The following is a 23,189-nucleotide window of genomic DNA, read 5'->3' as shown; positions in this document are numbered from 1 at the left end:
GTGCTCGCATGCGAGGGGTCTCGCGTGCGAGGAGTCTCGCGTGCGAGGGGTCTCGCGTGTGGGGATGCTCGCGTGGAGGGGGTGGGGTGCCGGCGGTTACTTGATGCCGGCCGCCTCGCAGGCCGCCTTGTACTCGGCGGTGCAGATGTCCGCGGCGGTGTAGACCTTGTCGGCGAGGATCGTGGAGGCGATGTTGTCCTTGGTCACGATCTCGGCGTCGTACAGCTTGGCCGGGATGTCCTTGAACTCGCCGGTCAGGCTGGTGACCTTGGCGCTCACCAGGTCGTCGATCTTGTCGCCCTTCAGCAGGCGGACGGCGATCGCGGCGGTGGTCTCGGCCTCCGGCTTGATCTGCTTGTAGATCGTGAAGGCCTGGTCGCCCTTCAGGATGCGCTGCAGACCGGCGAGCTCGGCGTCCTGGCCGCCGACCGGGACCTTGATGCCCTGCTTGGCGAGGGCGGTGATGATGCCGCCCGCCATGCCGTCGTTGGCGGAGTAGACGCCCTGGAAGCCGTCCTTGCCCAGGGAGTCGATGGCGGCGCCCATCTTCTTGTTGGCCTCGTCCGGCGACCAGTCCGGGATGTCCTGCTCGTAGACGACCTTCTTGACCTGCTTGTCGAGGACGCTGTGGGCGCCCTTCTTGAAGAGCGGGGCGTTCGGGTCGGTCGGCGAGCCGTTGATCATGACGACGTTGGCGTCCTTGGCCTGGGCGCCGAGCGCCTTGACCAGGGCCTCGCCCTGGAGGCGGCCGATCTTCTCGTTGTCGTAGCTGACGTAGGCGGAGATCGGGCCCTCGGCGAGGCGGTCGTACGCGACGACCTTGACGCCCTGCTTCTCGGCGCTCTGGACCCACTTCTTGGTGGCCTTGTAGTCGACCGAGTCGAGGATGATCACCTTGACGCCCTGCGTGACCAGCGCGTCGAACTGCTTCTTCTGGGTCTCGGTGTCCTGCGCGGCGTTGTTGTACTTGACCTCGCAGTCGGAGCAGAGCTGCTTGATCTTCGCCTCGATGATCGGGCGGTCGAACGTCTCGTAACGGGTCGTCTTGTTCTCCGGCAGCAGCAGACCGATGGTCTTGCCGTCGCCGCCGCCGCCACCCGCGGCGTCACCGTCGCCGGCCTTGCCACAGGCGGCGAGGGTCGCGGCCATGGACACCGCGGCGGTGCCTATGACAAGGCGTCGCGTCAATGCGTTCATGTGGGTTGCCTCCCTGACGAGGCCGCGACGTTGCGGCCGAGGTGGCTGGAAGTCAACTCGGCCGTCACTCCGTCGTCAAGGAGTAAATTGACAACGAGATGACAACGGTGCCATTCGTTATCTAAGTGAACGCAGGAGCCGACCCCGGCAGCGCACTCTGCAGAAGGGTCGAATCCCCCATTTCGCTCAGTACGAGGGCGAGGGCGCCGAGCACTTCCGCGCGGCCGCCGAGGGCTCCGGGAGCGACCGACAACTGGCGCGCGGCGCTGGGGATGGCGTACCGCGAGACCGACTCCCGGATGGGCGCGAGGACCAGCTCGCCGGCCTCCGCGAGGTCGCCGCCCAGCACCACGCGGCTGGGGTTGAGCAGGTTGCAGAGGTTGGCGACACCGCTGCCGATGTGGCGGCCGACGTCCGCGATGACGCGGCGGCAGCCCGGGTCGCCCTCGCGCGCCAGCTGCACGACCCGCTCCATGGTGAGATCGGCGCCGTGGCTGGGCTGGAGCAGCGGCAGGACGTAGCGCGCGGCCGTGAAGGTCTCCAGGCAGCCGCGGTTTCCGCAGCGGCAGACCGGGCCCGACTCGTCCAGCGTGATGTGGCCGATCTCGCCGGCGGTGCCGCCCGGGCCCCGGTAGATCTGGCCGTCGATCACCAGGCCGGCGCCCACACCGCTGGCCACCTTGATGTACGCGAGGTCCTTGACCCCCCGGCCGCCGCCCCAGACCAGCTCGCCGAGGGCGCCGAGGTTGGCGTCGTTGTCGACGTACACCGGGACGCCGAGGCGGCCGGAGAGCTCCTGGCTCGGGTTGATGCCGGTCCAGCCCGGCAGGATGGACGTGGAGCCGAGGGTTCCGGAGGAGACGTCGATGGGGCCGGGGACGCCGAGGCCGACCCCGATCACCTTGTCCTGGCCGATGCCGGTCGCCGCGATCAGCCGCTTGACCAGCTGTTCCGCCCGGTCGAAGCCCTCGGCCGAGGAGGCGTCGACGTCCAGCGGCTCCGCCTCCTCGGCGAGCACCTGGTGGGCGAGGTTGCCCACGGCGACCCGCAGGTGGGTGTGGCCGAAGTCGACCCCGATGACGATGCCGGCGTCCCCGCTGAGCGAGACGCTGCGGGCCCGGCGGCCGCCCGCCGACGTGGGGGTGACCTCGACGGTGCCGCCGTCCTTGAGCTCCCGGACGATGTTGGAGACCGTGGCGGCGGAGAGGCCGGTGGTCCTGGCGATCTCCGCCTGGGTCAGAGACCCGGCCATGCGGACGGCGCGTACGACGCGCTCGAGGTTGGCCCGATGCAGAGATGTCTGCGACCCCGGAGTCTCCATCGACTCTCTCACTCCTGCCGTTTTCTCCAACATGTGAACTCTAAGCTGAGCCTTTCGGGTTGCTCCCCGTCAAGACCTTGAGCGTTCCGGGCCTCGGATGAGCGAACGACAGGGGTACAAAGCGGGCGTAAGCGCTCACGCGGGAAGAAAAGCGCCCGCCGACAGCGGGTGGGCCGTCGGCGGGCGGTTCGGGGAAAACGCGGAGGGCGCGGGGCCGTGGGAGTGACGGACTACTTCAGCGCGCCCGCCGTGAGGCCGGACTGGACCTGCCGCTGGAAGACCGAGTAGACGACGAGCACCGGCAGCATCGCGATCATCATGCCGGCCATCAGGGCGCCCCAGTCGTTCTCGTACCCCTGCTGGAGCGCGATCATCGCCAGGCCCTGGGTGAGGACGTACTTGTCCTCCTGCTGGTTGAGCACCATCGGCAGCAGGTACTGGTTCCACTGCCCCAGGAAGTTGAAGATCCCGATGCTGATCAGGCCCGGCTTCGCCATCGGCAGCATGACCTGGAAGAAGGTGCGGGTGTGCGAGGCGCCGTCGATCATCGCCGCCTCCGCGACCGACGCCGGCAGCGTACGGAAGAACGCCGTCATGAAGAAGACGGTGAAGGGCAGCGAGTAGGCGATGTAGACGAGGATCAGCCCGTGGTACGTGGCCAGCAGCGAGCTGCCGGGGAAGTCCCGCAGGACGAAGAAGAGCGGGATGACGAGCATGAAGACCGGGAAGGACATGCCGGCCACGAAGAGGTAGTAGATGAACCGGTTGCCGGGGAAGGTGAAGCGGGCCAGGACGTACGCGGCCATCGAACCGAGCACCATCGTGCCGACGACCGAGCCGCCCACCACGATCGCGGTGTTGACGAAGTACTGGCCCATGTTCGCGTCGTCCCACGCGTTGGACCAGTTCTCCCACCGCAGCGCGGTCGGCAGGCCCCACGGGTCGGTGAGGATGCCGTTGCTGTCCTTGAAGGCGCTCCACAGCACCCACAGCAGCGGCACGCCGACCATCAGGGCCCACACGATGAGGATGCCGTGCGAGAAGACGTTCAGTACGCCGCCCTCGGCCGCGCGGCCGGCGCGGCCCGCGCCGCTAATGCGGCCGGTGCCGCCGGTGCGGCGTGCGCGGCCGGCCGTCGGGCCGAGCCGCCGTGCGGCCTCGGCGGGCGGCGGGGCCTGCTCCTTGCCCACCGCGTCGTTCTCGTCCCGGATCTCGTCGGTCGTCATCCGGCGCACCCCTCCCCCTAGTACTCGATCCGCTCACGGCGCGCGAAGCGCATCGTGAGCACGGCGAACGTCATGGTGACGATGAGCATCGCGACGCCCATGGCGGCGGCGTAGCCGAACTGGCTGTCGCGGAAGGCCGTCAGGTACAGCCTCAGCGGCATCACGTCCGTGGCTCCGTCCGGGCCGCCCATGTTCACCGACATGATCTGGACGAGCGCGAAGGCGTCCAGCGCGATGATGCCCATGTACACCCAGCCGGTCTGGACGGTGTCCCACAGCAGCGGGAGGGTGATCCGGAAGAAGGTGTGGAAGCGGCCGGCCCCGTCGAGCAGCGCCGCCTCGTAGATGTCGCGGGGGATGGAGGCCATGGCGGCGGAGAACAGCACCACGTAGAAGCCGACGTGGCTCCAGACCATCACCGCGCTGATGCACCAGAGGGCGAGGCTCTTCTCCCCCAGCCAGGAGTTCTGCAGGGCGTCCAGGCCGACGGCGCCGAGGAGGGAGTTGAGCATGCCGTCGTCCGGGTCGGGGTTGTAGATGTTGAACCAGATGACGGCGACGATGGTGACCGAGATGACCTGCGGGAAGAAGAAGACGAACTTGTAGAAGCGGGACCCGGCGACCCCGGTGACGACTTCGTTCTTCCGGCGGCGGCCGCCCACGTTGAGCATGAAGGCGAAGAACAGCCCGAGGGCGAGCGTGACCACCGGGACCAGGGCCAGCATGTAGACGTTGTGGCGCAGGGCGTTCCAGAAGTCGTCGTTCTCCCAGAGTCTCCCGAAGTTGTCGAGGCCGACGAACTTCGCGGAGCCGACGAGTCCGGACCAGTCCGTCATCGAGATCTGGAAGGCCTGGACGAAGGGCGAGATCACGAAGACGCCGTAGATGAGCAGAGGCAGGGCCAGGAAGCCCACGATGAATCGGTATTTGCCGTGTTGCATGGGCTCCCCGGCCCTTCCCCTCTGGGTGTCCGCCCGGCGGTCGGTCAGGCGGTGCGTCGCTGGTGGCGTCAGGCGGTGCGTAGCTGGTGACGTCGGGCGGTGCGCTCCCGGCGTCAGGCCGTGCGCTTGAACTTGGTCACGGAGTCGTCCTTGGCGACCCGGTCGCACTCCTGCTGGGTCTTCTTGATCCAATCGGCGGCTTTGAGCTCGCCCGTGAGCAGCTGACCGGTCAGACCGCCGATCTTCTCGTCGGTGAGCGCCGGGTACCACTCCTGCAGCTGAAGGCTGATCAGGTTGTCGCCCGCCTCCTTGAAGGCCTTGCTGGCGGAGGCGAGGCCGGGCGAGAGGGTCATGCCCTCGGTGGCGTCCATGACGCAGGTCAGCGACTTCACCTTGGTGGCGAAGTTCTGGGCGTGCTTCTTCGAGAGCATGATGCGCAGCAGCTCCATGCCGCCCGCCGGGTTCTTGCCCTTGCTGGCGACGAGGTACGGCTCGCTCGGCTCGCCGCGCAGGGTGCCGTGCGGCATCTTGTCGCCGGTGCCGTCGAAGAGGGCGCCGACCGCCATGCCGAAGTCCTTCGGCGTGGTGGGGGCGGCTTCGTTCTCGACCCAGGAGCCGTTGGGGATGAAGACGGCCTTGCCCCGGTTCCAGGCGGTCTGGGACTGGATGTGGGTGAGGCCCTGGCTGCCTTCCAGGAAGTACTTCTTGGCGGCGAGCTCCTCGTAGTGCTCGACGACCTCCTTGACCGCGTCGTTCGAGGTCCAGGCGTTCGGCTCCAGGTTGTCGATGGCGATCCACTTCTCCATGCCGCCGATCTTGGCGATCTGGGCGAAGAGGTTGAAGTGGACGTAGTACGGATACTTTCCGGCGTACGTCCAGGGGGCGATGCCGGCCTTCTTGATCTCGCCGCAGAGGCCGACCATCTCGGAGAGGGTCTTCGGGTACGTCCAGCCGCGGTCGGCCAGCAGCTTCTGGGAGTACCAGGTGCCGTAGATGGTGAAGGCGTAGTAGAGCACGTCGACCTTGTCGCCGTGCTTGCCCTTCTCCAGGGTGCTGGGGTGGAGGGTGTCGCGGACCTTCTTGGCCGGGTCGTCCAGCGAGGGCGCGTCCAGCAGCGGGGCGAGGTCCTGGAGCTGGCCCTGGGTGGAGAGCTTGTTCATGTCGAGGTGGTCGGCGCCGGAGTTGTCGATGACGTCCGGCGGGTTGCCGCCCGCGAAGCGCGGGGTGAGCTTGGGCCCGACCTGCTGGGTGCCGGTGTGCTTGACCTCGGCGCCGTAGGTGGCCTTGTAGTCGGCCTCCGCGTCCTTGGCGTACTGGTCGCCCAGGCCGCCCTTGAAGATGAACGCCTCCAGCGGGGCGCCCTGCGCCACGCCGAGCGGGTTCTTGGCCGACTTCTCGCCGGCGGGCGCCTTCGTCTCCTTCTCGCTACCGCCGCCACCGGTGGCGCAGGCGGACAGGAAGCTCATCGTCGGCACGCTGATCAGCCCGAGCGCGGCGGACCGCTTGATCAGCTCGCGGCGGCCGGGGCCCTCGTGGTCATGGCGGGCGGAGGTGGATCCCATGCTCAAGTACTCGCCTTCTCCAGGACTCAGGCGGTGTGCCGGTCGCCCCGAACCGCTTCTCGCCTCAGGCGAAGGGCCCCCGCCACCGCGCGGTCTTGTGCAGGTGGGTCGTGCTACAGTGCTGGGTTGCCGACAGGTATAGTCCACTTCGCGTCGCCTGAGCAAGATCGAGGCGGACTTTCGGCAGCAGTCTTCTCCGAGTTGAGACCTGCCGGAAAGAGCGCGGCGCCCGGAAGTTTTTTCAGCCGTCCGGCCGCGCCAACACCCTTGACACCACACGCCACTTACCTCCTACTGGGTGCTGCGCAGATCAGCTGACAACGTTGTCCGCCGCACGACCGGCGGCCAACCGACGCACCACCGACGGACGTCCGACGCGCTTCGGCGGGAGCAGGAGGCACGACGCGGCATGCAGCCCAGACCACGATCGCTCAAGCGACGTACGGCCGCCCTCGTGGCGGCCGCCACCGTGACCGCCTCCCTGGTGGTCTCCCAGACCGTGACGGCAGGTCAGTCGGCCGCGCTGGCACTCCCGCACCAGGCCGCGGCCGCCGCCACGGAGTCCGGCACCTCCTTCACGACCTCCTTCGAAGCCGGTGAACCGCCGCCCACCTGGCGCGACACCGTCGACCTGGACGCCGAGGGCCGCAAGCGGTCGGCCGGCGTCGACGGCGGCTACTCCGCGGGCTTACCGGGCGACGTCACCGAGAAGGTGACGGAGCTGCGCGCCAGCGGCGAGAACAGTGCCGCCGGGGAGACCAAGGAGAACCTGGTCGACCTCCAGCCCAGCACCAAATGGCTCACCTTCGCCCCCACCGCCTGGGTCGAGTTCGACCTCGACGAACCGGTCAAGGTGGTGACGTACGCCCTGACCTCCGCCAACGACGCCGCCCCCCGCGACCCCCGGGACTGGACCCTCAAGGGCTCCGCGGACGGCAAGGAGTGGACGGTCCTGGACACCCGCGAGGGCGAGGCGTTCGCCCAGCGCTTCGAGACGCGGACGTACGACATCGACGCGGGCCGCGCGGCGCCGTACGCGCACTACCGACTGGAGATCAGCCGGAACAACGGCGCCACCGGCATCACCCAGCTCGCCGACGTCCAGTTCTCGAACGGCGACACCTCCGCTCCCGTGCCGCCCGACATGCGCAGCCATGTCGACCGGGGCCCGGGCGGCTCCCCCACCGCCAAGGCGAACGCCGGGTTCACCGGCAAGCGGGCGCTGCGCTACGCCGGTACGCACCATCCGGCGGGGCGCGCGTACGCCTACAACAAGGTCTTCGACGTCGACACGCGCGTCGCCCGCGACACCGAGCTGTCGTACCGGATCTTCCCCTCCATGCCGGAGACGGACCTCGGCTACCCGGCGACGAACGTCTCCGTCGACCTCGCCTTCACCGACGGTACCCACCTGAGCGAGCTCGGGGCGCTCGACAGCCACGGCGGGCGCCTCAGCCCCCAGGGCCAGGGCGCCGCCAAGCGGCTCTACGTCAACCAGTGGAACCAGGTGCGGGCCTCCATCGGCACGGTGGCCGCGGGCAGGACGGTGGACCGGATCCTGGTGGCGTACGACGCGCCGAAGGGCCCGGCGAAGTTCCAGGGCTGGATCGACGACATCACCCTCGGGCGCGCGGCCCCCGTGAAACCGCTGCCCCGCGTGTCCGACTACGCCTCGACCGTACGCGGCACCAACTCCAGCTCCTCCTTCTCCCGGGGCAACACCTTCCCCGCGACGGCCGTCCCGCACGGCTTCAACTTCTGGACGCCGGTGACCAACGCCGCCTCCAAGAGCTGGCTGTACGAGTACGCGCGCGGCAACAACGCCGACAACCTGCCCACCGTGCAGGCGTTCAGCGCCAGCCATGAGCCGAGCCCCTGGATGGGCGACCGGCAGACCTTCCAGCTGATGCCGTCGGCCGCGCCCGGCGCCCCGCCCACCGCGCGTACCGCTCGCGCGCTCCCCTTCCGCCACGAGCGGGAGACGGCCAGGCCGCACCACTACGCGGTGACGTTCGAGAACGGGCTGAAGGCCGAGATCGCGCCCGCCGACCACGCCGCGATGATGCGGTTCACCTATCCGGGTGCCGACGCCTCCGTCGTCTTCGACAACGTGACGGAGGAGGGCGGGCTGACCCTCGACCCGGCGAACGGCTCCTTCACCGGCTTCTCCGACGTCAAGAGCGGCCTGTCGACCGGCGCCACGCGCATGTTCGTGTACGGCGTCTTCGACGCGCCGGTCACGGACTCCGCCTCGGCCGGCGTCACGGGCCACCTGCGCTTCGCCGCCGGCGCGGACCGCACGGTGACCCTGCGCATGGCGACATCGCTGATCAGCGTGGAGCAGGCGCAGCGCAACCTCGCGGCCGAGATCCCGGCGGGCACCGGCTTCGAGCGGGTCCGCGAGCGGGCGCAGGCCGCCTGGGACCGGATCCTCGGGCGGGTCCGCGTGGAGGGCGCGACCCACGACCAGCTGGTCACGCTCTACTCCAACCTCTACCGGCTGTACCTCTACCCCAACTCGGGATTCGAGCGCGTCGACGGTAAGGACCGCTACGCCAGCCCCTTCTCGCCGCAGACCGGCCCCGACACTCCGACGCACACCGGCGCCAAGATCGTCGACGGCCGGGTCTACGTCAACAACGGTTTCTGGGACACCTACCGCACCACCTGGCCCGCCTACGCGCTCCTCACGCCACGCAAGGCGGGCGACCTGGTGGACGGCTTCGTGCAGCAGTACAAGGACGGCGGCTGGATCTCCCGCTGGTCCTCCCCCGGCTACGCCGACCTGATGACCGGCACGTCGTCGGACGTCGCCTTCGCCGACGCCTACGTCAAGGGCGTGGACTTCGACGCGGAGGCGGCGTACGAGGCGGCGCTGAAGAACGCGACCGTCGTGCCGCCCGGCAAGGGCGTGGGCCGCAAGGGCATGGAGACCTCCCCCTTCCTCGGCTACGCCTCGACCGAGACGCACGAGGGGCTGTCGTGGTCCCTGGAGGGCTACCTCAACGACTACGGCCTGGCGAGGATGGCGGACGCGCTCTTCGAGAAGACCGGCAAGGCCCGGTACAAGGACGAGTCGGCGTACTTCCTCAACCGGGCCCGCAACTACGTCACGCTCTTCGACTCCCGGGCCGGCTTCTTCCAGGGCCGGAACCTCAAGGGCGAGTGGCGCGTGCCGTCGGAGGCGTACGACCCGAGGATCTGGGGGTACGACTACACCGAGACGAACGGCTGGGGGTACGCCTTCACCGCGCCGCAGGACAGCCGGGGCCTGGCCAACCTGTACGGCGGTCGGGCGGGTCTGGCGAAGAAGCTCGACACCTACTTCTCGACGCCCGAGACGGCCTCCCCGGAGTTCACGGGCTCGTACGGCTCCGTCATCCACGAGATGACGGAGGCGCGCGACGTGCGGATGGGCATGTACGGGCACTCCAACCAGGTCGCGCACCACGTCACGTACATGTACAACGCGGCCGGTCAGCCCTGGAAGACGCAGGAGAAGGTGCGCGAGGTGCTGTCGCGGCTCTACACGGGCAGCGAGATCGGCCAGGGTTACCACGGCGACGAGGACAACGGCGAGCAGTCCGCCTGGTGGCTCTTCTCGGCGCTCGGCTTCTACCCGCTGGTGATGGGCGCCGGGGAGTACGCGATCGGCTCGCCGCTGTTCACCAAGGCGACGGTACGGATGGACAACGGCCGCACGCTGGTGGTCAAGGCGCCGGAGAACAGCGCTCGGAACGTCTACGTGCAGGGCGTGCGGGTCAACGGCGAGCGCTGGACGTCGACGGCGCTGCCGCACGACCTCCTCGCGCGCGGCGGCACCCTGGAGTTCGCCATGGGGCCGAAGCCGTCGGCGTGGGGCACCGGGCCGGGCGCGGCGCCGGTCTCGATCACCCGGGGCGACGAGGTGCCGTCGCCGCGCCGCGACCTGGCGAGCGGCGGGGGCGCGCTCCTCGACGACACCTCGGCCACGGCGGCGGAGCTCACGGCGCCGCTGGAGCTGCGCGTCCAGGGCCCGGCGCGTGCGGTGCAGTACACGCTGACGTCGTCGGACCGGGCCGCGGCCCCGACGGGCTGGGCCCTGCAGGGGTCGGCGGACGGGGCGACGTGGACGGAGCTGGACCGGCGTACGGGCGAGCGCTTCGCGTGGGACCGGCAGACGCGGGTGTTCACGGTGGCCCGGCCGGGCTCGTACCGGCACTACCGGCTGGTCCCGTCCGCCGGTTCCGGTGGCGTGCTGGCGGAGCTGGAACTGCTGGGCTGACCAGGGACAACGAGCGGCGCACGGAGGCCGGCCCGCGCTCCGGTCCGGCCTCCGTGTGCGGCCACGCGCCCCCGTACGCCGGATATCCGGGGCGGGACTCCGCGAGTACGTTGACGGCCCGACCGACGCGGGACGCCCTCGACGCCTTCGCGAAAGGACGCCTGATGACGTACGCCTCCTCGAAGACCTCCACCGGAACGACCACGACCACGACCGCCACGCCGGCGACCTCGCTCTTCGTCAACGGCCACTTCCCACGGCGCAGGGCCCTCGTCATCCTCGTCAGCGCCCTGTTCGGCTTCGCCCTGACGGTGGTGTGGTCCGCGGAGTTCGTCGACCGGACCATCGGCGGGAACGTCGCCGCCGCGCTCCTCGGTCACGAGGCGCACGACGCACCGATCGGCGGCGCCCTGGCCGGTATCGCCTTCGCGCTCGCGACCGGGGTGGCGGGTACCTTCACCGCCTGCAACGTCGCCGCGTTCAGCGCCATCGCGCCGCTGGCGGGCGCGGGCACCGTACGCACCCGGCGCGGCCGGATGGGGCGGGTGCTGAGGCCGCTGGGACCGCTGGCCGCCGGGGCGGTGGTGGTGTCGGCGGCCTACGGCGTGGTGGTCGCGCTCGTCGGTACGGGCATGCCGCAGTTCCAGGAGAGCGCGCCGGGCGGGGCGTCGGCCGGTCTGTCTCCCCGGCTGATCCAGGCCATGGTGGTGTTCGGCGTCATCGGGCTCGTCATGGTGGTGTTCGGGCTGGCCGCGCTGGGGCTGGTCCGTGACCCGCTGGCGCGCATCTCGGCGCGCTTTCCCGGCGCGCCGATGTTCGTGATGGGCGCGCTCATCGGCGCGTTCCTCATCGGGCGGCCCTTCCCGCTGTTCCGGCAGCTGTTCCGGGATGCGGCCGAGAGCCACAACGTCCTGTACGGAGCGGTGGCGTTCGGGCTCCAGGCGCTCGGGAACGTGCTGGTCATGGCGGTGTTGTTCGTGGTGATGGCCCTGGTGGCCGGTGAGCGGCTGGGCGCCTGGTTCGCCGCCGACCCGCGGCGGGCGTCCGCCGTGATGGCGGGGGCGTTCATCGCCGCGGGCGTGTTCATGATCCTGTACTGGGACGTGCGGATCCTCGCCCGCCGGGACCTCATCTGGTACCCGATGGCGCCGTGGGCGTGAGGCCGGGCGCGCGCTCCGGCGACGACGGTTGAATCGTCACCAGTTCGTCACAGATTGACGGCGCGTCAGGGCGGCGGCCCCTGACGCGTCAGTCTTTTCGTCCCGATTGGAGCTGGTTTCCCGGGCTGCTTCCCGGGCTTAAACCGGTTGCCTCGTAAAGGTGTTGTGCAAGGATCTCCATGATCCCGCGGCGACTGGGGCGTACCACCACCCGAGACCGTCGCACCCCTTTTCTCATGGAGAACATACGTGGCCAAATTCTCCGGCCTCAAGCGCGGGCGCGCGCTGTCGCGTCTCGCCGTATCGGCCATAGCCGCCACCCTGGTCGGCGCCTCCGCCGGTTCCGCGGTGGCGGACACGCCGGCCCCCGCACCGCTGAAGAGCATCAACCAGGACGGCTTCACCCAGCCGGTCCCGCAGAACGGCACGATCGCCGCCAGCGCGGCGGCCCCCGTCTTCGCGCTGTTCGCGATGGACAAGTACGGCGACCTCTACGCGTACGGGCCCAACGGCCGGGGCGGGCTCGGCGCCCGCGAGTACGTCACGAGCGGCTGGGACGCCTTCCGGGGCGCCGCCCAGGCCGACCAGGACGCCGACGGCAACGCCGACGGCCTGTACACCTGGGACAAGCAGGGCTACCTGTACTACACCGGCGAAGGCGAGACCCTCGAGCTGGGCCGCGGCTGGGACGCCTACGACAAGATCGTCGTCGCGGGCAACCTCGGTGGGACCACCCCGGCCGACGTGCTGGCCCGCGACAAGGCCGGCGTGCTCTGGTTCTACAAGGGCAAGGGCGACGGCACCCTGTCCGCGCGGACGAAGGTCGGCTCGGGGTGGCAGGCCTTCAACCAGATCGCGGGCCAGGGCGACCTGTCCGGCGACGGGCGGGCCGACGTCGTGACCCGCGACAAGTCCGGTGTCCTGTGGCTCTACAAGGGCACCGGCAACGCCGCGGCCCCGTTTGCCAAGGGCACCAAGGTCGGTGGGGGCTGGAACTCCTTCAACCACCTGATGTCGACGGGCGACCTGAACATGGACGGCCGCACCGACCTGATCGCACGCGACGGCGCGGGCGCCCTGTGGCGCTACAACGGGACGGGCAACGCCGCCGCCCCGTTCGCGAAGCCGACCAAGATCGGTACTTCCGGCTGGAACGGCTACCCGATGATGTTCTGACCGGTGCTCCCACCGGTGCTCCCACCGGCGTGAGAGCACGAAGAGGGCCGCACCCCGAGGGGTGCGGCCCTTTCGCGTACCGGCCGGGCCGGATCCGCTTACTTGCGGATCAGCGAGCGCAGCACGTACTGCATGATGCCGCCGTTGCGGTAGTAGTCGGCCTCACCGGGGGTGTCGATGCGGACGACCGCGTCGAACTCCACGCCCGTGTCGGTGGTGACCTTGACCGTGCGCGGCGTACGGCCCTCGTTGAGCTCCGTCACGCCGGCGATGGAGAAGGTCTCCTCGCCGGTCAGACCGAGGGACTCGGCCGACTGGCCCTCCGGGAACTGCAGCGGCAGGACGCCCATGCCGATGAGGTTCGAGCGGTGGATGCGCTCGTACGACTCGGCGATGACGGCCTTGACGCCGAGCAGCGCGGTGCCCTTGGCGGCCCAGTCGCGCGACGAACCGGAGCCGTACTCCTTGCCCGCGAGGACGACGAGCGGGATGCCCTGCTCGATGTAGTTGCGGGAGGCGTCGTAGATGAACGACACGGGGGCGTCGGGCTGGGTGAAGTCGCGGGTGTAGCCGCCCTCGGTGCCCGGCGCGATCTGGTTGCGCAGGCGGATGTTGGCGAACGTACCGCGGATCATGACCTCGTGGTTGCCGCGGCGCGAGCCGTAGCTGTTGAAGTCGCGGCGCTCGACGCCGTGCTCCGTGAGGTACTTGCCGGCCGGGGTGTCGGCCTTGATGGCGCCGGCCGGGGAGATGTGGTCGGTGGTGACCGAGTCGCCCAGCTTGGCCAGGACGCGGGCACCGGTGATGTCGGTGACCGGCGTCGTCTCCATCGTCATGCCCTCGAAGTACGGGGGCTTGCGGACGTAGGTGGACTGCGGGTCCCACTCGAAGGTGTTGCCGGTCGGGATCGGCAGCGCCTGCCACTGGGCGTCGCCCGCGAAGACGTCGCTGTAGGACTTGGAGAACATGTCCTCGCCGATGGCGTTGGCGACGACGTCGTTGACCTCGGACTCCGACGGCCAGATGTCCTTGAGGAAGACCGGGTTGCCGTCCTGGTCGGTGCCGAGGGCGTCCTTGGTGACGTCCACCTTCATGGAGCCGGCGAGGGCGTACGCGACGACCAGCGGCGGGGACGCCAGGTAGTTCATCTTGACGTCGGGGTTGATCCGGCCCTCGAAGTTGCGGTTGCCGGAGAGCACCGAGACGACGGCGAGGTCGTTGTCGTTGACGGCCTTGGAGACCTCCTCCGGCAGCGGGCCGGAGTTGCCGATGCAGGTGGTGCAGCCGTAGCCGACGAGGTTGAAGCCGACCTTGTCCAGGTACGGGGTCAGGCCCGCCTTGTCGAAGTAGTCGGTGACGACCTTGGAGCCCGGGGCGAGGGTGGTCTTCACCCACGGCTTGCGGGTGAGGCCCTTCTCGACCGCCTTCTTGGCCACCAGCGCGGCGGCGACCATGACGTACGGGTTCGAGGTGTTGGTGCAGGAGGTGATGGCGGCGACGGTGACGGCGCCGTGGTCCAGCTCGTACGAGACGCCGTCGGCGCCGGTGACGGTGACCGGGTTGGACGGGCCGGGGCCGGGCACGACGGCGGAGTGCTGCGGGGCGCCGGCGCCGTTGTCCTCGTGGCCGTAGGCCGGGGCGTCGGAGGCCGGGAAGGACTCGTCGCTCGCCTCGTCGACCGGGGAGGTCAGGTCCTGGCCGCCCTGCGGGGCCTGGACGTAGTTGAGGACGTCGCTGTTGAACTGCTGGGCGGCCTCGGCGAGGACGATGCGGTCCTGCGGGCGCTTCGGGCCGGCGATGGAGGGGACGACCGTGGAGAGGTCGAGCTCCAGCTTCTCGGAGAAGTCCGGCTCGGCGGCCGGGTCCAGCCAGAGGCCCTGCTCCTTGGCGTACGCCTCGACGAGCGCGACCTGCTGCTCGGAGCGGCCGGTGAGCTTGAGGTAGTTCAGGGTCTCGTCGTCGATCGGGAAGATCGCGGCGGTGGAGCCGAACTCGGGCGACATGTTGCCGATGGTGGCGCGGTTCGCGAGGCTGGTCGCCGCCACGCCCTCGCCGTAGAACTCGACGAACTTGCCGACGACGCCGTGCTTGCGCAGCATCTCGGTGATGGTGAGCACCAGGTCGGTGGCGGTGGTGCCGGTGGGCAGCTCGCCGGTGAGCTTGAAGCCGACGACGCGCGGGATGAGCATGGAGACCGGCTGGCCGAGCATGGCGGCCTCGGCCTCGATGCCGCCGACGCCCCAGCCCAGCACGCCGAGGCCGTTGACCATGGTGGTGTGCGAGTCGGTGCCGACGAGGGTGTCGGGGTACGCCTGGCCGTCGCGGACCATGACCGTACGGGCCAGGTGCTCGATGTTCACCTGGTGGACGATGCCGGTGCCGGGCGGGACGACCTTGAACTCGTCGAAGGCGGTCTGGCCCCAGCGCAGGAACTGGTAGCGCTCCTTGTTGCGGCCGTACTCCAGCTCGACGTTCTGCTTGAACGCGTCGTTGGTGCCGAACTTGTCGGCGATGACGGAGTGGTCGATGACCAGCTCGGCGGGCGCGAGCGGGTTGATCTTCGCCGGGTCGCCGCCGAGCTCCTTGACGGCCTCGCGCATGGTGGCGAGGTCGACGACGCAGGGCACACCGGTGAAGTCCTGCATGATCACGCGGGCCGGCGTGAACTGGATCTCCTGGCTGGGCTGCGCCTGGGAGTCCCAGCCGCCGAGGGCTCGGATGTGGTCGGCGGTGATGTTCGCGCCGTCCTCGGTGCGGAGGAGGTTCTCCAGGAGCACCTTGAGGCTGTAGGGGAGGCGCGCGGAGCCCTCGACCTTGTCCAGCCTGAAGATCTCGTACGACTCGTCGCCCACGCGCAGCGTGCTGCGGGCGTCGAAGCTGTTCGCCGACACGACAGTCTCCTTCATCAATGTGCGCGTTCTTACCGCATCCTGCCGTGATGGCTCCTCGCCGATCCGCTAAGGTAAGACTTAGTTAGGTAACCCTTACCGGCTGGCGCGGCTGCGGTGCGTCTTTTCGGCAGATATCTCGATGTCGAGATAACTCTAGTACATGAGGGCTGCCGGGTCATGCGCGCGCCGCGTGACCTGCCGCACCGGACTTCCTTCGGCCCCCTGGGCGCAGTGGGCGGGGCCGGCCGTGTCCGGGCTCAGGCGACCGGTTCGAGCGTGAGTACGCGATGCCGAGGACGTCGCGGTAGCCGTTGAACCACGTCGACCGCTGGTGGTCGACCCGTTCGCGGATCTCGGCGGCCCAGCCCCAGGTGGTCGCCCGCGTGCGCACCGGGCCACATGGCGGCCAGTTCCGCGTCCGTCGGGGAGCGCTCCCAGAAGCCCTCGCCGAGGACGACGCGCCCGCCCGGCGGACCAGGCGGCGCAGCTCACGGAGGACGGCACCGGGATCGTACGGCTGCCCGGGGTCGCACAGCGCCTGGCCGGCCCCCAGGCGGAGCACCGCGTCCACGGGCCCGCGCGACGTGCCGAGGGCCGACTCCTCCGCGAACTCCACCCGCTCGGCGAGCCCCCGCCGCTTCGCGAGCTCCCTGCCCCCGGCCAGGTCTTCGGCGTTGATGTCGAGGCCCACGCCCGTCGACCCCGGGGCGGACTCCAGGGCCGGACGCGCGCGTGCGCGCGTTGCGTTCCGTCGCCCGCCGCTGTGATGCGCGTCACCAGCGGAGGGTTTCGGGCCGGGCCTGGGCGATCATGACCGGATGGACGCTCGCTTCCTTGGTATCGACGAGTTGGTCGAAGCTCCGTCCGTGGCGGTCGTGGTCGACGTCATGCGGGCTTTCACGGTGGCCGCCTGGGCCTTCGCCCAGGGAGCGGAGAAGATCGTCCTCGCCGAGTCGCTGGACGAGGCCCTCGCGCTCAAGACGCGCCACCCGGACTGGGTGGCGCTCAAGGACGGGCCGTCGGCGCCCGGGTTCGACGCCGTCAACTCGCCGGGCCTGCTGCGCTCCCGGGACCTGGGCGGACGGACCGTCGTGCAGAAGACCACGGCGGGGACGGTCGGTGCCCTCGCGGTCAAGGACGCGTCGCTGGTGCTGTGCGCCGGTTTCGTGGTGGCGGAGGCGACGGCCCGGGTATTGCGGACCCACGCCTGCGACGCGGTCACGTTCGTGGTCACCGGCGAGGACGGGCGGGCCGACGAGGATCTGGCGTGCGCTCAGTACATCGCCCGGAGGACCACCGAAGCCGAGACGGATGCGGCCGAGTTCCTCCACCGCGCCGGCGCGTCGCGGGCCGCCGCCGAGCTGACGGAGGGGTTGCGTCAAGGAGTCCACCCCGATGACGTCGCGCTCTGCCTGGAGCTCGACCGGTTCCCCTTCGCCATGGTGGCGACCGTGGAGGACTCGCTCATGGTCCTCCGTCCGCGCGCCGTGCGGTCGCCGGCGGAAGGGGTGGCGGCAGGCGGCTGAGCGCTCCGGCCGGGCCGAAAGGCCGGCCGGAGCGCTCACACGCGGCCGTCAGCCGTGCTCGGGCTCCACCGGGAGCCACAGCTCGGCGTCGGCCTCCGTCTTGTCCGGCGACAGTCGGGTGCGCAGGATCTCGGGACCGGTGCGGCTGCGGTACGGGTTCGACGGGAACCACTCGGTGAAGACGTCCCGCCACAGTTCCTGGATGGCCTGCGGCACCGGCCCGGAGGCGGTGAAGACCGCCCACGTACCGGCCGGGACCGTCAGCGTGGCCGTGCCCTCGGGAGCGGCCGCGGAGGTGATCACGCCGTGGTAGTAGTCGAGTTCGGTGCCCTCGGCACGACTGGGGTCCAGGTCGTCGCAGACGGCGACGATGCCGTGCGGCTCCTGGTCCGACAGCTTCTCCAGGCTCTCCAGCGTCTGCGGGTCGATCCCGCGGACGAAGTCGATGACCGCCTGGTTCGGCCCCGCGTGCACCAGCGGTACCCGGGTCTTGAGCCCGACGACGGTGAAGTCCGCCTTGTCCACAACGCGGTATCGCATACTGCTTCTCCCCTCGATGGTGAGGCGGAAGGTCATCCGGGGCTGGGAGCTGAGCGCGGCGCCGGTACGCCGGGCCTCGCCCGGTCCGATGCCGTGCATGGCGCGGAACGCCCGCGCGAACGCCTCGCCGGAGCCGTAGCCGTAGCGCACCGCGATCTCCAGCAGCGTCTCCCGGTCCGCGAGCACCTCGGCGCCCGCGAGGGTGAGCCGCCGGCGCCGGATGTACTCCGACAGCGGTATGCCGGCGAGCGCGGAGAACATCCGACGCAGGTGGTACTCCGACGTGGCCGCGATGCGTGCCAGCTCCTCGACCTCGATGTCCTGGTCGAGACGCCGCTCGATGTGCTCCATGGCCTGGTTCAGCCGCTCCAGCATGCCCGGTTTTCCTTCCTTTCGACGCTCACCACGCTAGGCAGCGCGCCCCCTGCCGGACCCGACATCCTGTGCCCGATCGGGTCGGGTCCGGAGGAGGGCCGGCGGCGTCGGCCCGCGGCGTCACGCCGCCAGCACCGGGTAGTCGGTGTAGCCCGCCTCCCCTCCGACGTACATCAGGCCGTCGTCGCGGACCGGGTTGAGCGGGGCGCTGAGGCGCAGGCGTTCGACCAGGTCGGGGTTGGCCAGGAAGGCCCGGCCGAGGGAGACCAGGTCCGCTCCGGCGGCGAGCAGCCGCTCGCCCTCGCGGCGTCCGCCGTCGGCGGGGAGGGGGCCCGGGTACGGCAGGGCGGGGTTGGCGATCAGCGTGCTGGGCCATGCCCTGCGGAGCGTGTGGAACAGGGGCTGGTCGGGGTCGGCGAACACGACGTGCAGATAGGCCAGGTCCAGGGGCGCCAGGGCGGCGGCGAGCGCCGGGTGGAGGACCTCGGTGTCGCCCTCGTCGATGCCGTTGACGGTGACCCCCGGGGAAACGCGCACCCCCACGCGCTCCGGTCCGATGGCCGCGGCGACGGCCTGGACCACCTCCACGGCGAACCGGATCCGGCCGGTGACGGAGCCGCCGTAGGCGTCGGTGCGGTGGTTGGTGTTGCGTGCCATGAACTGGTGCAGGAGGTGGCCGTTGGCGGCGTGCACCTCGACCCCGGCGAACCCGGCGTCGAGCGCGTTGCGGGCGGCGGTGGCGAAGTCAACCACGGTGGAGCGGATGTCGTCGAGCGTCATCTCGCGCGGCACGACGGCGCCCTTCCGCCCGCCGGGGGTGTGGATGGTCTCCGGCAGCGGGATCGGCGAGGGGGCGAGCGGCAGCAGCCCGCTGTTGTCGGGGTGGCCGACCCGGCCGCCGTGCTGGAGCTGGAGGAACATCCGGCCGCCCGCGGCACCGACCGCGTCGGTGACCTGCCGCCAGCCGGCCACGTGGGCGTCGTTGTGGATCGCGGGGATGTGGGGGTAGGTCTGCCCGACGGCGTTGGGCGTGGTCCCCTCGGCGATGATCAGCCCGGCGGAGGCGCGCTGCGCGTAGTAGGTGGCCATCATCGGCCCGGGGACGCCGTCGGCGCCCGCGCGGTTGCGCGTCAGCGGGGCCATCACCAGGCGGTTCGGCAGGTGGAAGGGGCCGAGGCGGGCGGGTTCGAGGAGCGGCGAGGCCGCGGGTGTCTGCGTCATGCCGGTACGGTAGAAGTTGACACCAGTGTCAGATTCAAGTCGCTTGCTACGCGGACGGGGTGGGGCATGCGGATCGGTGAACTGGCGCAGCGCACGGGAGTGAGCGAGCGCTCGCTGCGCTACTACGAGAAGCAGGGCCTCCTGACGTCCGAGCGCACGCCGGGCGGCCACCGCGAGTACGGCGACTGGGCCGTCGACCGGGTCATCCGCATCCAGGCGCTCTACGCCGCCGGCCTGCACAGCACGAAGATCGCGCGACTGCTGCCGTGCATGCGGGACGCGGACGGCGGCCCGTCCGAGGTCGCCACCGCGCGGCTGGTCGCGGAGCTCACCGAGGAGCGGGAGCGCATCGACCGGATGATCGGCGATCTGGTGCGGTCGCGGGAGGTGCTGGACGAGGTGATCGTCGCGGCGTCGGAAGCCGGAGCCGGAGCCTCGGCCGGAGCCGGAGCCTCGGCGGCGGCCTAGCCTCAGCCGGCCGCCTGGCGGAGGGCGGGAGGCGGGCGGAGGTGGGCGGAGGTGACCCGCTCGGCGTGACGGGTCCCGCCGCAGGGCTACCCGACATTCCCGGCTTATCCGGGTATTCACCCACCCAGCCGCCCCCCGCTTGCGCCGGTTTCGTACCGTATCGAGCATTGAGGCATGTTCAGCGGCGCGCACGTCATCATGTACACCCACGACGCCGACGCGGACCGGGCCTTCGTCCGCGATGTGCTGGGGTTTCCGCATGTCGACGCGGGGCGCGGGTGGCTCATCTTCAAGCTGCCGCCCGCCGAGGTCGCCGTACACCCGTCGTCGGGCGAGCCCCGGCAGGAGTTCTACCTGATGTGCGACGACATCGAGAGCGTGCTGCGCAAGCTGACGGAACGTGGGGCGGAGCTCGCGCGCCCGGTCAGCGACCAGGGGTGGGGTCTGCTCGCAGCCGTGCGGCTGCCGAGCGGCGCCGAACTGCCGCTGTACGAGCCGCGCCACCCCACAGCTCACAGCGTGTCACCCTAATGGCCTACCCCACCGCGAGCACCATCTCATATCTGAGATAACCTGCCGCCATGGCAGACGACTACCTCGTACGCATCGGCAAGCTCATCCGTGACGCCCGTCAGCACCGCGGCTGGACGCAGACGCAGCTCGCCGAAGCCCTGGCCACCAGCCAGAGCGCGGTCAATCGCATCGAGCGCGGAAACCAGAACATCAGCCTTGAGATGATTGCCCGCATCGGCGAGGCGCTCGACAGCGAGATCGTGTCGCTCGGTTACGCCGGACCCATGCACCTGAGGGTGGTCGGCGGGCGCCGGCTGTCCGGCTCCATCGACGTCAAGACCTCCAAGAACGCCTGCGTGGCGCTGCTGTGCGCCTCCCTCCTCAACAAGGGCCGCACGGTCCTGCGGCGCGTCGCCCGCATCGAGGAGGTGTACCGCCTCCTGGAGGTGCTGAACTCCATCGGCGTACGCACCCGGTGGATCAACGACGGGATGGACCTGGAGATCGTCCCGCCGGCGCACCTGGACATGGAGGCCATCGACGCGGACGCCGCGCGCCGCACCCGCTCCATCATCATGTTCCTGGGCCCGCTGCTGCACCGGCTGCGGCAGTTCAAGCTCCCGTACGCCGGCGGGTGCGACCTCGGTACGCGCACCATCGAGCCGCACATGATCGCGCTGCGCCGCTTCGGCCTGGACATCACCGCCACCGAGGGCCTCTACCACGCACAGGTGGACCGCTCCATCGCGCCGGACCGCCCGATCGTGCTGACCGAGCGCGGCGACACGGTGACCGAGAACGCCCTGCTGGCGGCCGCCCGCCACGACGGCGTCACCGTCATCCGCAACGCCTCCTCCAACTACATGGTCCAGGACCTGTGCTTCTTCCTGGAGGCCCTGGGCGTACGGGTGGAGGGCATCGGTACGACGACGCTCACGGTGCACGGCGTGCCGGCCATCGACGTGGACGTCGACTACTCCCCCTCCGAGGATCCGGTCGAGGCGATGAGCCTGCTGGCCGCCGCGGTGGTCACCGAGTCGGAGCTGACGATCCGTCGCGTACCGATCGAGTTCCTGGAGATCGAGCTCGCGGTGCTGGAGGAGATGGGCCTCGACCACGACCGCTCGGCGGAGTACACCGCGGACAACGGCCGCACGCGGCTCGTGGACCTGACCGTACGCCCCTCCAAGCTGGAGGCGCCGATCGACAAGATCCATCCGATGCCGTTCCCGGGCCTGAACATCGACAACGTGCCGTTCTTCGCGGCCATCGCGGCGACGGCCCAGGGCCAGACCCTCATCCACGACTGGGTCTACGACAACCGCGCCATCTACCTGACGGACCTCAACCGCCTCGGCGGCCGCCTCCAGCTCCTCGACCCGCACCGCGTCCTGGTCGAGGGCCCCACCCGCTGGCGCGCGGCCGAGATGATGTGCCCGCCCGCCCTGCGCCCGGCGGTGGTGGTGCTGCTGGCGATGATGGCGGCGGAGGGCACGTCGGTCCTGCGCAACGTCTACGTCATCAACCGCGGTTACGAGGACCTGGCGGAGCGGCTCAACTCGGTGGGCGCGCAGATCGAGATCTTCCGGGACATCTGAGTCACGGATGCCGCCGCACCCCGCGTGGCCTGCATGACTGCTGGCCACCGGGTGCGGCGGCACCCGTGGGACGTCTCTCGGACTGTGCGCCCTGGGCAGCGCGGCTGCGTCGGTACGTCAGTGCGAGACAAGGCGCTGAATCCGTGGGAGTGCGTCGATGGTCTTCAGCGCGGCTCGACGCAGGGCAGGACGACCGGCTATCGCCGCACGCAGTCGAGCTGCTGCTTCCAGCTGCGTCCGGCGGACCTTGGCGGGGACCGTGGCGCGCTCCACCCAGCCTTCTGCGAGGGGCACATCGGAGGTCTTGAAGGTGTCCTTGTACGGCTCCGGACCCTTGCCGAGGTCGATGAGCGCGATGCCCGCGGATGCCGCGGCCTTCACGAATTTCGTGTGCAGGAGTATGCCTGGTGAGAAGGACGCCACAGCCGGGTCATAGGCGGCGAACCAACCGTGGAACAGGCGCTGGGACCGCATTCCGAAGAGCCAGGCCACCGGCCGGTCGCCCGCATACAGCACCGAGATGACGCCTGTGCAGGTCGGTTGCCTGCACGAGCCCAGCTCCCGGATCAAGGCGACCGGACCGGGCCGGGAGAAGATGTCCAACTGCCCCTTGGCCCGGTAATTGGCGGATTTGTATCGGATGAGCTCCTCCAGTGCCTCGGGGCGGTGGTCGTCGAAAACCAACCGCACGTCACCCGTCCGCCGCGCCAGTTTCCGTTCGGCGCGCCGCAAGCTCTTGGACCTGGCCGTTGACGAGGCGTGGCCGTCGACATAGGCCTCGTAACCCTGCCCGATGTCGATAACGGGAGACGAGGTATGTACGACGACGTCGGTCTCGAACGGCGCCTGACCTTGTGCCAGGTGGTCGTAATGCCACAGGTCGAGTCCGCAGGAGCGGAGCAGATCGGCGGCATCCCAGTCGAGACCGGGGAGGTGGATCAGGCCCTGGCAGTCGCACACGCCGCTGCCGATCGGCAGCCCCAGACCGAAGGGCCGCCGCTCGAAAGGGAAAAAACCAACGGGCCCGGTTGCTTCGGACAGGACCGCTACCCGGGCGGCTGGCCGCCAGTTGCCCACGGCTCGGGTGAACTCGGGAGAGAGAAAAGGACTGCCCAGGTCCGGTGTTGCGTTCTGCATGCTCCGCCAAGCCGTGACCTCGGCCGCACCGAGTTCCCGTGGGTGGATGACCGTGACATCCATGGCTCAGCTC

General features: G+C 70.1%; 16 protein-coding genes and 1 pseudogene. 7 read left to right on the top strand and 10 right to left on the bottom strand.

Annotated elements, in window-relative coordinates:
* Window positions 1–96: 96 nt before the first annotated feature.
* The 5 genes from ACZ42X_RS12505 to ngcE form a co-directional block, all read right to left on the bottom strand.
* Window positions 97–1,197, bottom strand: a complete 1,101-nt coding sequence (locus tag ACZ42X_RS12505; RefSeq protein ID WP_468287770.1) for a substrate-binding domain-containing protein — start codon at window positions 1,195–1,197, stop codon at window positions 97–99.
* 121 nt (window positions 1,198–1,318) lie between these two features.
* The gene (locus ACZ42X_RS12500) at window positions 1,319–2,518 is read right to left on the bottom strand and encodes an ROK family transcriptional regulator (RefSeq protein ID WP_468287767.1); all 1,200 of its coding nucleotides are present in this window, start codon (window positions 2,516–2,518) and stop codon (window positions 1,319–1,321) included.
* Between the two features lie 230 nt (window positions 2,519–2,748).
* Window positions 2,749–3,744 (bottom strand): carbohydrate ABC transporter permease, encoded by a 996-nt coding sequence (locus ACZ42X_RS12495; RefSeq protein ID WP_468287763.1) that lies wholly within the window; start codon window positions 3,742–3,744, stop codon window positions 2,749–2,751.
* 17 nt (window positions 3,745–3,761) lie between these two features.
* Complete coding sequence (locus tag ACZ42X_RS12490) at window positions 3,762–4,685, bottom strand: carbohydrate ABC transporter permease (RefSeq protein ID WP_468287760.1); 924 nt, start codon at window positions 4,683–4,685, stop codon at window positions 3,762–3,764.
* 113 nt (window positions 4,686–4,798) lie between these two features.
* Entirely contained in the window at window positions 4,799–6,247 is a 1,449-nt protein-coding gene (gene ngcE / locus ACZ42X_RS12485; protein ID WP_468287757.1) for an N-acetylglucosamine/diacetylchitobiose ABC transporter substrate-binding protein, read from the bottom strand.
* A 409-nt stretch (window positions 6,248–6,656) separates the two neighbouring features.
* Between ngcE and ACZ42X_RS12480 the strand changes: the two genes are divergently transcribed.
* From ACZ42X_RS12480 to ACZ42X_RS12470, 3 genes are all read left to right on the top strand, one after another.
* Window positions 6,657–10,511 (top strand): GH92 family glycosyl hydrolase, encoded by a 3,855-nt coding sequence (locus ACZ42X_RS12480; RefSeq protein ID WP_468287754.1) that lies wholly within the window; start codon window positions 6,657–6,659, stop codon window positions 10,509–10,511.
* A gap of 164 nt (window positions 10,512–10,675) precedes the next feature.
* The gene (locus ACZ42X_RS12475) at window positions 10,676–11,671 is read left to right on the top strand and encodes a hypothetical protein (RefSeq protein ID WP_468287750.1); all 996 of its coding nucleotides are present in this window, start codon (window positions 10,676–10,678) and stop codon (window positions 11,669–11,671) included.
* 249 nt (window positions 11,672–11,920) lie between these two features.
* The gene (locus ACZ42X_RS12470) at window positions 11,921–12,847 is read left to right on the top strand and encodes an FG-GAP repeat domain-containing protein (RefSeq protein WP_468287747.1); all 927 of its coding nucleotides are present in this window, start codon (window positions 11,921–11,923) and stop codon (window positions 12,845–12,847) included.
* A gap of 98 nt (window positions 12,848–12,945) precedes the next feature.
* Here the strand turns inward: ACZ42X_RS12470 and ACZ42X_RS12465 are convergent, their stop codons facing one another.
* Both ACZ42X_RS12465 and ACZ42X_RS12460 read right to left on the bottom strand, forming a co-directional pair.
* A complete protein-coding gene (locus tag ACZ42X_RS12465) occupies window positions 12,946–15,738 on the bottom strand; it encodes an aconitate hydratase (RefSeq protein ID WP_468287745.1) in 2,793 nt (930 codons plus the stop codon).
* A 280-nt stretch (window positions 15,739–16,018) separates the two neighbouring features.
* A pseudogene (locus ACZ42X_RS12460) lies at window positions 16,019–16,456 on the bottom strand (SAM-dependent methyltransferase); the annotation flags it as partial.
* Window positions 16,457–16,556: 100 nt separating this feature from the next.
* Between ACZ42X_RS12460 and ACZ42X_RS12455 the strand changes: the two are divergent.
* Complete coding sequence (locus ACZ42X_RS12455; RefSeq protein ID WP_468287743.1) at window positions 16,557–17,264, top strand: 2-phosphosulfolactate phosphatase; 708 nt, start codon at window positions 16,557–16,559, stop codon at window positions 17,262–17,264.
* A 48-nt stretch (window positions 17,265–17,312) separates the two neighbouring features.
* Here the strand turns inward: ACZ42X_RS12455 and ACZ42X_RS12450 are convergent, their stop codons facing one another.
* Entirely contained in the window at window positions 17,313–18,179 is an 867-nt protein-coding gene (locus ACZ42X_RS12450) for an AraC family transcriptional regulator (protein WP_468287741.1), read from the bottom strand.
* A gap of 120 nt (window positions 18,180–18,299) precedes the next feature.
* Entirely contained in the window at window positions 18,300–19,400 is a 1,101-nt protein-coding gene (locus ACZ42X_RS12445; protein ID WP_468287739.1) for an alkene reductase, read from the bottom strand.
* Between the two features lie 66 nt (window positions 19,401–19,466).
* On the opposite strand from ACZ42X_RS12445, the gene ACZ42X_RS12440 reads away from it, so the two are divergent.
* From ACZ42X_RS12440 to ACZ42X_RS12430, 3 genes are all read left to right on the top strand, one after another.
* On the top strand, window positions 19,467–19,868 hold the full coding sequence (locus tag ACZ42X_RS12440; RefSeq protein ID WP_468287736.1) for a MerR family transcriptional regulator: 402 nt from the start codon (window positions 19,467–19,469) through the stop codon (window positions 19,866–19,868).
* Window positions 19,869–20,042: 174 nt separating this feature from the next.
* Window positions 20,043–20,399: a VOC family protein gene (locus tag ACZ42X_RS12435; protein WP_361424599.1), complete on the top strand. Its 357-nt coding sequence runs from the start codon at window positions 20,043–20,045 to the stop codon at window positions 20,397–20,399.
* Window positions 20,400–20,449: 50 nt separating this feature from the next.
* The gene (locus ACZ42X_RS12430) at window positions 20,450–21,979 is read left to right on the top strand and encodes a helix-turn-helix domain-containing protein (protein ID WP_468287733.1); all 1,530 of its coding nucleotides are present in this window, start codon (window positions 20,450–20,452) and stop codon (window positions 21,977–21,979) included.
* Between the two features lie 117 nt (window positions 21,980–22,096).
* Here the strand turns inward: ACZ42X_RS12430 and ACZ42X_RS12425 are convergent, their stop codons facing one another.
* Window positions 22,097–23,179, bottom strand: coding sequence for a GNAT family N-acetyltransferase (locus ACZ42X_RS12425; protein WP_468287731.1), 1,083 nt, complete (start codon window positions 23,177–23,179; stop codon window positions 22,097–22,099).
* Window positions 23,180–23,189 lie beyond the last annotated feature (10 nt).

Source organism: Streptomyces sp. NPDC030862, from assembly GCF_055571835.1.
Note: the sequence above shows the minus strand (reverse complement) of the source record. Positions and strands in the feature narration are given on the sequence as shown.